Source organism: Bartonella sp. TT67HLJMS (assembly GCF_042193375.1).
In the GTDB taxonomy this organism is placed as follows: domain Bacteria; phylum Pseudomonadota; class Alphaproteobacteria; order Rhizobiales; family Rhizobiaceae; genus Bartonella; species Bartonella grahamii.
On the sequence record NZ_JBHILP010000004.1, the window covers coordinates 1 to 12,562 of the forward strand.

The 12,562-nt window shown below is 38.2% G+C and carries 13 protein-coding genes; all 13 read left to right on the forward strand.

What is annotated here, in order from left to right:
- On the forward strand, window positions 1–431 hold a 431-nt coding region (locus tag ACFIJQ_RS03150; protein ID WP_375628504.1), incomplete at its 5' end, for a YadA-like family protein.
- Window positions 428–1,030, forward strand: coding sequence for an invasion associated locus B family protein (locus tag ACFIJQ_RS03155; RefSeq protein ID WP_273787751.1), 603 nt, complete (start codon window positions 428–430; stop codon window positions 1,028–1,030). The genes ACFIJQ_RS03150 and ACFIJQ_RS03155, both read left to right, overlap by 4 nt.
- A 933-nt stretch (window positions 1,031–1,963) precedes the next feature.
- Window positions 1,964–3,274 carry a Ppx/GppA phosphatase family protein gene (locus tag ACFIJQ_RS03160; protein WP_375628506.1) on the forward strand — a complete coding sequence of 437 codons (1,311 nt, stop codon included), beginning with the start codon at window positions 1,964–1,966 and terminating at the stop codon, window positions 3,272–3,274.
- A gap of 29 nt (window positions 3,275–3,303) precedes the next feature.
- Window positions 3,304–4,032 (forward strand): RlmE family RNA methyltransferase, encoded by a 729-nt coding sequence (locus ACFIJQ_RS03165; RefSeq protein WP_273790641.1) that lies wholly within the window; start codon window positions 3,304–3,306, stop codon window positions 4,030–4,032.
- 173 nt (window positions 4,033–4,205) lie between these two features.
- Window positions 4,206–5,231 carry a GTPase ObgE gene (obgE, locus tag ACFIJQ_RS03170; RefSeq protein ID WP_012754573.1) on the forward strand — a complete coding sequence of 342 codons (1,026 nt, stop codon included), beginning with the start codon at window positions 4,206–4,208 and terminating at the stop codon, window positions 5,229–5,231.
- Between the two features lies 1 nt (window position 5,232).
- A complete protein-coding gene (gene proB / locus ACFIJQ_RS03175) occupies window positions 5,233–6,372 on the forward strand; it encodes a glutamate 5-kinase (RefSeq protein ID WP_375628508.1) in 1,140 nt (379 codons plus the stop codon).
- 45 nt (window positions 6,373–6,417) lie between these two features.
- The gene (locus ACFIJQ_RS03180) at window positions 6,418–7,674 is read left to right on the forward strand and encodes a glutamate-5-semialdehyde dehydrogenase (RefSeq protein ID WP_375628642.1); all 1,257 of its coding nucleotides are present in this window, start codon (window positions 6,418–6,420) and stop codon (window positions 7,672–7,674) included.
- A 29-nt stretch (window positions 7,675–7,703) separates the two neighbouring features.
- On the forward strand, window positions 7,704–8,297 hold the full coding sequence (locus ACFIJQ_RS03185; RefSeq protein ID WP_273787757.1) for a nicotinate-nucleotide adenylyltransferase: 594 nt from the start codon (window positions 7,704–7,706) through the stop codon (window positions 8,295–8,297).
- A gap of 53 nt (window positions 8,298–8,350) precedes the next feature.
- On the forward strand, window positions 8,351–8,794 hold the full coding sequence (gene rsfS / locus ACFIJQ_RS03190; protein ID WP_273787758.1) for a ribosome silencing factor: 444 nt from the start codon (window positions 8,351–8,353) through the stop codon (window positions 8,792–8,794).
- Between the two features lies 1 nt (window position 8,795).
- Complete coding sequence (gene rlmH, locus ACFIJQ_RS03195; RefSeq protein WP_026500194.1) at window positions 8,796–9,278, forward strand: 23S rRNA (pseudouridine(1915)-N(3))-methyltransferase RlmH; 483 nt, start codon at window positions 8,796–8,798, stop codon at window positions 9,276–9,278.
- Between the two features lie 96 nt (window positions 9,279–9,374).
- Complete coding sequence (locus tag ACFIJQ_RS03200; protein ID WP_375628511.1) at window positions 9,375–10,655, forward strand: murein hydrolase activator EnvC family protein; 1,281 nt, start codon at window positions 9,375–9,377, stop codon at window positions 10,653–10,655.
- Window positions 10,645–11,955 carry a S41 family peptidase gene (locus tag ACFIJQ_RS03205; RefSeq protein ID WP_012754580.1) on the forward strand — a complete coding sequence of 437 codons (1,311 nt, stop codon included), beginning with the start codon at window positions 10,645–10,647 and terminating at the stop codon, window positions 11,953–11,955. Before ACFIJQ_RS03200 ends, ACFIJQ_RS03205 begins: the two co-directional genes overlap by 11 nt.
- A 39-nt stretch (window positions 11,956–11,994) precedes the next feature.
- On the forward strand, window positions 11,995–12,516 hold the full coding sequence (locus tag ACFIJQ_RS03210; RefSeq protein ID WP_012754581.1) for an RNA pyrophosphohydrolase: 522 nt from the start codon (window positions 11,995–11,997) through the stop codon (window positions 12,514–12,516).
- The last annotated feature ends 46 nt before the right edge of the window (window positions 12,517–12,562 follow it).

Consider the following 12,562-nt stretch of genomic DNA (forward strand, 5'->3'; position numbering starts at 1 on the left):
AAAAGGATTCGAAAGAAGCTGTTAATGGAGGTCAGTTACATGATTACACAGAACAGCAGATGAAGACGGTTCTTGAAGATGCGAAGAAATATACGGATGATCAAGTCAATAGTTTTGTCAATAATGGCGTTAACGAGGCGAAATCGTATACGGATATGAAGTTTGAGACGTTAAATTATGCTATTGAGGATGTTCGCAAGGAAGCAAGACAAGCTGCAGCGATTGGTTTAGCGGTGTCCAACTTACGTTACTATGATATACCAGGATCTTTAAGTGTTTCATTTGGTAGTGGTTTGTGGCGCAGTCAATCCGCATTTGCTATTGGGGCTGGTTATACATCTGAAGATGGAAATATTCGCTCGAATGTATCTATTACGAGTGCTGGAGGTCACTGGGGGATAGGTGCAGGAATTACTCTGAGGTTGAGATGATAATAGAAAAAATGGCTGTTATTGTAAAAAAGAGAAGTATGTTAGTAAAGGTTCTGTTTGCTCTTGCCTTAATAGGCAAGAGCGAAAGCTTTGCTAACGAGAACAATAATATTTATACAGTGCATCCACCGCACTTATCGATACCTAAGGGAGAACCTGGTGAAACACGTCGAATTATTATGCAGTTTTATGACTGGACTTTGATTTGTGACGAAAAACAAAAGCTTAAACATAAGCAAGGTATATGTAATGTGACACAGACTGTTCATGATCAAGAAGGAAATACTATTTTTAGTTGGTCTCTTGTGTCTACGACAAGTGGTCAAGCAGTGATGCTTTTTCGAACATTACCAAATTCTGATATAAATGTTCCGATTCAAATGTTTGTAAAAGGTGTTAAAAAACCTGTTCTTATTCATTATACGCAATGCAATGAAACCGTTTGTTTGGCACAATCGCCTGTAGGGCCGGTTTTGACTAAACAAATAGAGCAGGACAATAAAGTACGTATTTCCTATAAACTTAAAGAAGGAAAGGTATTTTCTTTTACTGTACCATTTAAAGGGTTAAATGCGGCACTTAATTCTTTACGTCCTTAGAATCCATCGAGTATTTTTAACAAGAGTCATTTTTTCATAAATCGTTGTATTATATTTTTGAGTGTAAATTATAAGGTCAAATAAGTAAGAATTTTTATATAATATGACATCGAGCTGATTTATTGGAAAGAGTGAGAGTTTTATGAATATAAAGTCACAATAAGTTCTTTATATGTAATAGAAAATAAAGTTAGCATTTTCCATAAAGCTTAAAGAGTGATTTCGTGAGTTATTAGAAGTAAAAAAGATTAGAAATACTCGATTTAAAATAATTAAAAAGATAGCTTCCTTATATAATAAGTAGGCTAAATTCTTTTTTAAAGCTTTAAATGGATTTTTAGAGCGGTCTGATTAAGCATTAATATTTTTCAGATAAATTTATAATCCTAGAGAATTTTTTGAACGATAGTTTTAATTGGTATTCAGAAAATAACAGCTATTGTAATTGCATTTTGTAGTATTATGGAACTTTTATTCCAGCATAATCAAAGCCATTTCATTGCATACAACAAATAAGGCTCGTGTGTGGATAACGAGATTGAAAAAAAGAAAAAATTTTTTATAAACCGTACTAATGTATAGGTTGTTGTGACCTTAAGAGTCAGCAAATAGTATGATAATGTAGGTTTGTTACAATAGAAGTGTGCTCCGTGTAAATGGTATAAAGAAAAGAGCAAAATTTATAAAAATTGATGCGAACGTAAACGATTAATTTATAGTTTTAAGTTCATAAAGAGAAGCATGATTTCACGGAAACAACCAAAAGATTATACAAAAATCTGAATGATGCTAGTTTAGAAAATTTTAATGATAGGCAAAGAAAGAATGATTTCTTGTATTTATCATTTGATGCTGCATTATTGCTTTATTTAGGAATGAGAAGAAGAGTTTTTGCGTTTATTTATTGGGGGGAACGCTCAAGGGATAAGAGAAATGACCCCGTTAAATTATGGTTCAAAAGAGTTAAAGCGAGGAGAAATATACGATACCAAAGAAGATCAGTTGTATGATCAGTGCGGTAGTAATACAAATAATCGTTCTGCATTGTCACGAACAGAAGCATACTCTGTCTTTGTTGATATAAAGAGACAACAGAGAAAAAAACATTATGAACAGAAACAGGCTTTTGTTCAATCTGAGACAGCTTTTGAGTTTCATAGTCAGATAATGATAGGTGCTCAAAAAACAAAAAAACTCAAAGCGCCTTTTCTTCGACGGTTCCCTCCAGTAAAGTCTCCACCTCTTTATGCAGCACTTGATCTCGGAACGAATAATTGTCGTCTTCTTATCGCATCTCCCAGTAAACCTGGATATTTTCGTGTTGTTGATGCTTTTTCTCGTATTGTAAGATTGGGAGAAGGTTTAATAAATAATGGTTTTCTTAATACACGAGCTATGGATCGTGCGATTGAAGCATTAAAGATTTGTCATTTAAAGCTAAAACAAAGGCATATTAAGCGTTATCGCTTGATTGCAACAGAAGCTTGTCGTTCTGCAGAAAATGGTAAACATTTTATTCAGCGTGTTTTGGAGGAGACAGGTCTTGAATTGGAAATTGTTGATCGGCAAACAGAAGCGCGTTTTGCTGTTACAGGGTGTAGTACACTTGTTGAACCAAATACTGACGCAATTGTGCTTTTTGATATTGGAGGGGGATCATCAGAAATTGTGCTACTTGATGTTTCTCAAAAGCGTTCTTTTCGTTTAGCTAGACAAATTATTGCTTGGACTTCTCTTCCTGTTGGTGTTGTTACGCTTGCTGAACGTTTTGGAGGGAATGATATTAGCTTAGACGATTTTGAAAAAATGAAAAGCTATGTGCGAGGGTTATTAAATAATTTTTCAGATCGTCATAAATTAGGAGAGTTAGCGCAAGGTTCGAAATTTCATCTTTTGGGAACCTCCGGTACGGTTACGACTTTAGCAGGAATGTATCTTAATTTAGAGCGTTATGATAGGAAAAAAGTGGATGGCATTTGGATGAATGATGCAGACATTACTCTTATGACACAACGCCTATTATCATGGGATATAGAAAAACGTGTCGTAAGTCCTTTTATTGGGCGCGAGAGAGCAGATTTAGTTTTAGCTGGTTGTGCAATTTTAGATGTTATTCGGGAAGTTTGGCCAAGTCAGCGTTTAAGAGTTGCTGATCGTGGATTAAGGGAAGGAATTTTGATAGAGCTGATGTTACGCGATGGGGTATGGTGTCGTCATAGAAAGAGCGGAGATTTCAAGCGTTAAAGAATTAAATATGGAGACAATGAATAACAATGAAAAAAACAACAAAAACACCGAGGGGTGGCTACGGAGGTTCAGGGTCACATGAATTATATCAGCGCGTAAAAAAGAAAGCAGGAACCATTAAAGCTTCATCACGACGATGGTTAGAGAGGCATCTGAATGATCCTTATGTCCATCAATCAAAAGTAGATGGTTATCGTTCGCGTGCGGCTTATAAACTCATTGAAATTAATGAGCGTTATAGGTTTTTGAAAAAAGGTCAAAAGGTTATTGATCTAGGAGCAGCACCTGGGGGATGGTGTCAGGTGGCTGAGCGTATAGTAGGGTCAAGTGATGAAGATCCTAGCGTTGTTGGTATTGATTATTTACATGTTGATCCATTGCCTAGAGTTGCCATGTTGGAAATGGATTTTTTGCATACAGATGCACCGCAGAAATTAATTGAAACTTTAGGGACAAAACCGGATGTGGTTCTTTCTGATATGGCAGCGCCAACAACAGGTCATCGTCAGACGGATCATTTAAGAACGATTTATTTATGTGAAGTTGCGGCTGATTTTGCTCTTTCGGTTCTTAAGCCTGGGGGACATTTTTTAGCAAAGGCTTTTCAAGGAGGAGCAGAAAACACTCTTCTCACGATACTAAAACAGCATTTTAAAAAAGTCTATCATGTTAAACCGCCTGCAAGCCGATCAGAATCAGTAGAGCTTTATCTTCTAGCACTTGAATTTAAGGGAAAAACAAAAATACAAGAATAGCGCCTTCTTTTAAGAAGATTTAACTTTACTTAACCTATTTAGATGTGATGATTTTTTTCTCAAAGAGTTATCGGCGATATTGACAGTTTTTCTGTTATCAATGATGAAAAACTGGTAAAACTAATGTATTGCCTATAGAGGTAGAGAGATTGATTCCTCAGAGAGTGCTTCCAATGAAATTTCTTGATCAAGCTAAGGTTTATATTCGTTCTGGTAATGGAGGTTCTGGAGCAGTATCATTTCGTCGTGAAAAATTCATAGAATTTGGGGGACCTGATGGGGGGAATGGAGGACGGGGTGGTGATGTTTGGGCTCTTGTTGTTGATGGGCTTAACACACTGATTGATTATCGCTACCAACAGCATTTTAAAGCAAAAACAGGGGGGCATGGCAAAGGTCGTAATATGACAGGTGAAAAGGGTGACGATGTCATCCTTAAAGTTCCGGTTGGGACGCAAATTTTTGAAGAAGATAATACAACGTTAATCTGTGATTTAACGGAAGTGGGACAGCGCTATCGTCTTGCAAAAGGAGGGAATGGCGGTTTTGGTAATCTTCATTTTACAACATCGACAAATCGGGCACCGCGTCGTGCAAATCCAGGTTTGGCTGGAGAAGAGCGCGCAGTATGGCTTCGCTTGAAATTAATTGCTGATGCTGGGCTTGTTGGTTTACCGAATGCTGGAAAATCAACTTTTTTAGCTTCTGTAACGGCTGCAAAACCAAAAGTTGCAGATTATCCTTTTACCACTCTACATCCTCATCTTGGTGTTGTACGTATTGATGGTCGTGAATTTGTTTTGGCTGATATTCCAGGATTAATTGAAGGAGCGCATGAAGGTGTGGGAATCGGAGATCGTTTTTTAGGACATGTGGAACGTTGTCGCGTACTGCTTCATCTGATTTCTTCTCAAGAAGAAGATGTAGCAAAAGCATATCAAATTGTGCGTCATGAACTTGAGGCATATGGAAATAATTTAAGTGATAAGACTGAAATTGTCGCTTTAAGCCAGATAGATACTCTGACAATTGAAGAGCGTAAAACGAAACAAGAAGCTTTGCAAAGAGCTGCGGGTCAACCTGTTATGATGTTTTCTGCGGTTAGCCGCGAAGGTTTAGAAAATGTGCTGCGGGCTGGTGCACATATTATTGAAATGTCACGCAAAGAGGAGATCAGTGGGGATAGCAAGGTTGATTGAGATGGCTGTTGGATCGCAAAAACTTACACACTATAAACGTATTGTGGTCAAGATTGGATCTGCCCTTTTGGTTGATCCTCAGACAGGTTTACGGGTTGAATGGCTTAAAAGCTTGATCAGTGATGTTGTTGAATTGCACAAAAAAGGCGTAGAGATATTGTTGGTGTCTTCAGGCGCTATTGCTTTAGGAAGGACATTGCTACAGCTTCCTAAGGGCGTTTTGAAATTGGAAGAAAGTCAGGCATGTGCTGCTTTGGGGCAAATTGAGTTAGCAAAAACCTATGGTGATGCGCTTGCTCAACATGGGCTCAAAACAGGCCAAATTTTGCTCACTTTATTTGATACGGAGGAGCGAAGGCGTTATCTCAATGCACGTGCAACGATTGAGATGCTTTTATATTTGGGAGCTGTGCCTGTTATTAATGAGAATGATACTGTTGCAACAACTGAAATTCGTTATGGTGATAATGATCGTTTAGCTGCACGTGTGGCAACAATGGTGAGGGCAGATCTTTTAATACTTTTATCTGATATTGATGGTCTTTATACAAAGTCTCCCCATAGTGATCCTACGGCTGAGTTTATACCTTTTGTTGCATCCATTACGCATGATATCGAAAAAATGGCAGATGTTGCTGCTTCAGAGTTTTCACGGGGAGGAATGAAGACTAAGCTTGATGCCGGAAAAATCGCTAATGCTGCTGGAACGGCGATGATTATCACCTCAGGCAAGCGTATAAATCCCCTTGCTGCAATTGACAAAGGTGAACGCAAGAGTTTTTTTGCGGCAAGTAAGAAATCTGTCAGTGCTTGGAAAACATGGATTTCTGGTCATTTAGATCCATCTGGTGTTTTGACGATTGATCAAGGAGCCATTAGGGCCCTTGAAACAGGAAAATCGTTATTAGCTGCAGGGGTTATTGCCGTTGAAGGAAATTTCCAGCGTGGGGATACGGTTGCAATTGTTGATACAAATGGAGTTGAGATTGCGCGTGGACTTGTAAGCTATGACAAAGATGAGGCTGTACGCATTATAGGACATAAAAGTGAAGAAATTGAAGCTATTCTTGGGTATGAGGCGCGCTCTGCTATGGTGCATCGTAATGATATGATTGTACGTTGCTTGACCAATTCTGTTTAAAAAAGTTACTTTTGTTTTTATTGTTTTGGCAGAGTGGATGATATGATGACTTTAGAAGAACAAATGAAAGATATGGGACAAAAAGCACGTTATGCCGCTGCAGCGCTGGCTGTTGCTTCTTCTGAGCAAAAGAACAATGCATTGGAAATGATTGCTTTAAGTCTAGAGGCTCAGTCAGATGAAATTTTACGGGCGAATTGTCAAGATTTAGAGAATGCTGCTCAGAATAATTTGAAAGCTGCAATGATTGATCGGCTAAAATTAGATGACTTGCGTTTACGTGCAATGATAGACAGTGTTCGCCAAGTTGCTCGTTTATCTGATCCTGTTGGACAGGTCATGAGTGCGTGGAAACGTCCAAATGGGCTTCATATAAGTCGTGTACGAACACCCCTTGGTGTGATTGGTATTATTTATGAAAGTCGTCCAAATGTTACAGTTGATGCGAGTTCTTTGTGCTTAAAAGCAGGCAATGCTGCGATTTTGCGCGGTGGTTCGGATAGCTTTCATTCTTCTCATGCTCTTCATGTAGCTTTGGTACAAGGTTTAGAGCGCTCTGGTTTACCCAAAGATGCTATTCAAATGGTTAGAACGACAGATCGCGCTGCCGTTGGGGAAATGCTCAAAGGATTGGATGGAGCGATTGATGTGATAGTACCACGTGGTGGAAAAAGCCTTGTTGCCCGCGTTCAGTCTGATGCACGTGTTCCAATTTTTGCTCATTTGGAGGGACTTTGTCATATTTATATTGATAAATCGGCAGATTTAGCTATGGCACGCAATATTGTTTTAAATGCAAAGTTGCGGCGGACAGGGATATGCGGCGCTGTTGAGACAGTTCTCATTGACAGCCAAGCATTAAAAAAGTTTCTTCCTGTTTTAACTGCTTTACAGGAGAAGGGGTGTGAAATTCGTGCCACAGAAGATATTGTTTTTCTTATGCCAGATGTCAAATTAGCTTCTGAAGAAGATTGGTCGCATGAATATCTTGATGCTATTCTTTCTGTTAAAACGGTTGAGGGTGTTGAGGGAGCCATTTCTCATATCAAGCGTTATTCATCAGGACATACGGAATCGATTATTGCTGAGGATTTGGAAGTGGTGAAGAATTTTTTTAATCATTTAGATTCAGCTATTTTGCTGCACAATGCGTCCACACAATTTGCTGATGGAGGTGAATTTGGTTTTGGAATGGAAATTGGTATTGCAACAGGAAAAATGCATGCACGTGGCCCGATAGGTGTTGAACAGCTAACTTCATTTCAATATCATGTTAAAGGAAATGGTCAGGTTAGAGCTTGAGAACACCATTTTTTCCATGGAAAAATTGTATGCCACATGTTGAAAGATCCAATGTTGTGGGTCTTTTTGGTGGTTCCTTTAATCCACCGCATGCAGGGCATCTTCTTGTTGCAAAAATTGCCATTCGGCGTTTGCATCTTGATCAGTTATGGTGGATGATCACTCCAGGAAATCCTTTAAAGGATCGTACACAGTTGCTCTCTTTAGAGGAGAGAATGCAATTAAGTTTTAGACTTATTGACCATCCGAAAATTCGCTTAACAGGTTTTGAACAGGCTATAGGGAGCAAAGTATCAATAGATACAATTTTTCATATTCTTACCCATTACAGTGGCGTAAATTTTGTATGGATTATGGGGGCAGATAGTTTTACGACGATACATCATTGGTATCGATGGCATGATATCGTTTCTATGCTTCCTATTGCGATTATTGATCGTCCTTTAGGCAATCGGTCGGCACTTTCTTCGCCTATGGCACATATTTATCGTCGTTTTCGTTTGGATGAGAGAGAAAGTAAGCGATTACCTTTTATCAAGCCACCAGTTTGGACTTATTTGCATGGACCTTTATCTTTTCAATCTTCAACAAACCTGCGTTTGAAAAAGAATGATTTTTCTTGAACATTTCATAAGATTCTGCTTCTCTTTAGAGAAATCTCTTTTTAGATTCCACAATGATAAGAAAGGATATTGATCTGAAAAATATTGCACACAAACACTCTTACGATAGTATGCCTTCAAAAGAAAAAAAAGTTTTTTCTGTTAGAGAGAGTCTTGAAGTTATTCTCAAGAGCTTAGAAGATACAAAAGCAGAAGATATTGTTGCTATTGATATTCGGGGGAAGTCATCTTTGGCTGATTATATGGTCATAGCTTCAGCAAATTCGCAGCGTCATGTATCTTCTGTTGCTGATCATTTATTACATACTTGGAAAGATAGTGGGCAGGGGCTTACGCGTGTAGAAGGGCTTGCTGGAGGTGACTGGGTATTGATTGATACAGGTGATATTATCATTCATCTTTTTCGTCCAGAAATTCGTCTTTTTTATAATTTAGAAAAAATATGGATGACTCCGGATTTAAACGATACAGCTTTGCTTCTCTTCGGAGATCATTAAAATGCAAATTTCTATTTTTGCGGTTGGTCGTATGAAAAGTGGGGCGGAGCAAAAATTAGTTCAGCATTATTTGGATCGTTTTTCTAAAATTTCTGGAGTTGTAGGCTTTCATTTAAAAAAGTTACAAGAGATACCAGAAAGTCGTGCTCAAACAGCGTGTCAACGTATGGAGGAGGAGGGGAGAAGACTTATTGAATTTTTACCTGAAAAATGTCGATTAATTGTGTTAGATGAGCGTGGAGAATCGATTTCTTCAACTTCTTTTTCTGAAAAATTGAGGTGTTATCGTGATGAAGGCATTCGAGATGTCGTCATTGCTTTGGGAGGACCTGATGGACATAATGAACAAATAAGGAAGCATGCTGATTTTCTTTTATCTTTTGGTTTGATGACGTGGCCACATCAAATTGCACGTATTCTTCTTACAGAACAGCTTTACCGCGCTGTGACAATCGAAAATAATCATCCGTATCATCGTTTTTAATATTTTTGTGCAATTTTTAGCACTTATTTATATATTTATTAATATTGTTTTAGCTGACACCATTTAAAGCATCTCTAATGTATACGATGAGGTGTCATGGTTGGGCAAATGAAAAAGCTTCTTCATAGAAAGATGCTATATTTATATGGGGAGTGCGTGATATTTGTCATTTTGCTCTTGAGTATGTTTTTTTGCTTTTCTGTATTGCATGCGGAAGATACAATGAGGAGTACGGAAGCACATAAAGAATTAGGAGAAATTCGCCAAAACATTTCACTTTCGCGTGAGCGTGTTGCTTTTCTTACGCATCAAGTTGAGCATTTAAAAAAAGATCAACGTGTTTTGAGTGATGCACTCATAAAGGCGGCTAAAGAAGAACGTATAGTAGCAGATGATATTGCTAAAAGGGAAGAAAAGCTTAAAAAAATGATAGAAGAGCGGGTACAAGTCTATCAAAGTTTAAAAAATCGTCGCACTGAATTTGCGGGAGTTCTTGCAATTTTGGAACGTATGGGATTGAATCCACCTCCTGCTCTTATGATACAGCCAGAGGACGCGTTGGCTTCTATACGTAGTTCTGTTTTATTAGGTACTGTTATTCCTCAGATGCAAGAGAAAACACGAGATTTAACACAGAAACTCAAGGAGTTGACCAATTTGAGTAATTCCATTACTACGGAATATACGGCATTAAAGACAAAACTGCAAAATCAAGCAGAGCAGCGAAAACGTCTAGAGCTTTTATTAGACAAAAAAAACAAACTACAAAAAAAATCAGAAAAAGAACTGACAGAACAGCAACAAAAAAATATTGCTCTTGCTAAAAAAGCGCAGTCTTTGGAAGAATTGATTTTAGAGCTCGACCGTCAGTCAAAACTTAGCTCTGATGCATCAGTACAGGTACGGAAAAGTTTGCAATTGTTAGAACAGTCCAATTTTGAAAGCCGAAAAGGTTCTTTACTTTTTCCTGTTTCAGGAAAAAGAATACATCACTCTAACAAAAATTCGCAGATTACGCGCTTTGGTGAAACGATAGAAACAGAGTCAGGAGCTGTTGTTATATCACCTGTAGATGCTTTTGTTGCTTTTGCTGGGCCATTTCGTTCTTACGGACAGTTAATTATTCTCAATGTTGGAAATGGCTATCATATTATTCTTACTGGAATGTCGAGAATTAATGTAAAACAGGGGCAGTTTGTCCTTTCTGGTGAGCCTCTGGGTATAATGGAGATGCAATTTATTTCAAACAGTGTTGCATTGGATATAGGAAAAACTTCTCCAATGCTTTACATTGAGTTTAGAAAGCAGGGAAAACCTGTAAATCCAACTCCTTGGTGGCAGACTGAAAAAATAAGAAGGAGCCAAAATGATTCGTAAAGTTATTCTTTTGGTCGCTGGGGTATTGCTCGGCGCCTGTTCAATGATTATGGTGCAGTCTGTTGCTGCGAATAATGAAGATAATGCATATAAAAAGCTAGCTATATTTGGCGATGTTTTTGAGCGCGTGCGTATGCAGTACGTTACAGTTCCAGATGATAAAAAGCTTATTGAAAATGCTATCAATGGCATGCTCACATCACTGGACCCTCATTCATCTTATTTGAATGCTGAAGAAGCCAAGGATATGCGGGATTCTACGAAAGGAGAGTTCGGAGGTCTTGGTATTGAGGTCACTATGGAAAAAAACTTGATTAAAGTTGTTTCACCAATGGATGATACTCCCGCTTCAAAAGCAGGTATTTTAGCAGGAGACCTTATTTCAAAAATTGATGATGTACAAACGAATGGTCAAACATTGAATGAAGCTGTTAATAAGATGCGAGGTGCTCCTGGAACACCAATTACCTTAACAATTATTCGTTCTGGCGTTGATAAGCCATTTGAAGTGAAGATTGTTCGTGATATTATCAAGGTAAAAGCGGTGAAGTATCGGGTTGAGGGCGATATTGGATATTTAAGGGTTATCCAGTTTTCTGAGCAGACATTAGGTAATCTTCTGGCGGCAATTAAAGATATCCAATCTAAAATTCCTGAAGATAAGCTAAAAGGTTACGTTCTTGATTTGCGACTTAATCCTGGTGGGCTTTTAGATCAAGCTGTTAATGTTTCGAGTGCTTTTCTCAATAAAGGTGAAATTGTGTCGACTCGTGGGCGCAAAAAGAGTGATGTGACAAGATTTGATGCGAAGCCAGGTGATGTTATCCATGGAAAACCGCTCATTGTCCTTATTAATGGTGGTTCGGCAAGTGCTTCTGAAATTGTTGCGGGTGCATTACAAGATCATCGTCGTGCAACAATTTTAGGGACGCAGTCTTTTGGTAAAGGATCTGTTCAAACAATTATTCCTTTGGGTGAAAATGGAGCTTTACGCTTAACAACAGCACTTTATTACACGCCATCTGGCACTTCTATTCAAGGAACAGGGATCACGCCTGATATTATTGTAGAGCAACCACTCCCTGAAAAATATAAGGGTTATGATGTAAAAGTTGGTGAGTCTGCATTAAAAGGACATATCAAAGGAAAACGAGAGAGTAATAAAGGATCTGGTTCAGCTGCTTTTGTTCCGAAAGACCCTAAAGATGATATTCAATTGAATGAGGCCTATAAGCTGTTACGAGGTGAAATGGCAAATGCAGCATTTCCACCAGATCCCAATAAGGATGTGTTAAAGTGAGAAATGATATCTATAGCTTGCGATTTTGAGGAATATTAAATGGATGCAGGTATTAATTTGAAGATTCTTCCATATCGCAAATGTGTTGGGATTGTTGTCTTTAATCATGAGGGTAAAGTTTGGGTTGGGCGTCGTTTAATGACGCCCATTCATGCAGATATTGACATATCTCATCGTTGGCAGCTTCCTCAAGGAGGGATTGATGAAGATGAAAAACCGTTAGATGCAGCATATCGTGAACTTTATGAAGAAACGGGTATTCGATCTGTAAAGTTGATTAAAGAAGCACAAAATTGGTTCCACTATGATTTTCCACAAGAACTTATTGGATGTACATTAAGCAATAAATATCGTGGACAAATACAAAAGTGGTTTGCTTTCCAGTTTACGGGAAAGCTTTCTGAAATTGCGATTAATCCGCCACCAGATGGCAATAAAGCGGAATTCGATCAATGGAAATGGATTGATCTAGAAAACCTTCCGTTGATCGCTGTTTCTTTTAAAAAGCATGTCTATATGAAAGTTGTCAGCGAATTTCGAGGTAGCCTTAGACCATTATAAAAGCTATATGATTATGAGAAAGCTTTTTTATTAAGACGCTTTATAT

Coding starts and splice junctions, on each gene's coding strand:
- ACFIJQ_RS03155 (WP_273787751.1), top strand. CDS start 428: ATGATAATAGAAAAAATGGCTGTTATTGTAAAAAAGAGAAGTATGTTA.
- ACFIJQ_RS03160 (WP_375628506.1), top strand. CDS start 1,964: ATGACCCCGTTAAATTATGGTTCAAAAGAGTTAAAGCGAGGAGAAATA.
- ACFIJQ_RS03165 (WP_273790641.1), top strand. CDS start 3,304: ATGAAAAAAACAACAAAAACACCGAGGGGTGGCTACGGAGGTTCAGGG.
- obgE (WP_012754573.1), top strand. CDS start 4,206: ATGAAATTTCTTGATCAAGCTAAGGTTTATATTCGTTCTGGTAATGGA.
- proB (WP_375628508.1), top strand. CDS start 5,233: ATGGCTGTTGGATCGCAAAAACTTACACACTATAAACGTATTGTGGTC.
- ACFIJQ_RS03180 (WP_375628642.1), top strand. CDS start 6,418: ATGACTTTAGAAGAACAAATGAAAGATATGGGACAAAAAGCACGTTAT.
- ACFIJQ_RS03185 (WP_273787757.1), top strand. CDS start 7,704: ATGCCACATGTTGAAAGATCCAATGTTGTGGGTCTTTTTGGTGGTTCC.
- rsfS (WP_273787758.1), top strand. CDS start 8,351: ATGATAAGAAAGGATATTGATCTGAAAAATATTGCACACAAACACTCT.
- rlmH (WP_026500194.1), top strand. CDS start 8,796: ATGCAAATTTCTATTTTTGCGGTTGGTCGTATGAAAAGTGGGGCGGAG.
- ACFIJQ_RS03200 (WP_375628511.1), top strand. CDS start 9,375: ATGGTTGGGCAAATGAAAAAGCTTCTTCATAGAAAGATGCTATATTTA.
- ACFIJQ_RS03205 (WP_012754580.1), top strand. CDS start 10,645: ATGATTCGTAAAGTTATTCTTTTGGTCGCTGGGGTATTGCTCGGCGCC.
- ACFIJQ_RS03210 (WP_012754581.1), top strand. CDS start 11,995: ATGGATGCAGGTATTAATTTGAAGATTCTTCCATATCGCAAATGTGTT.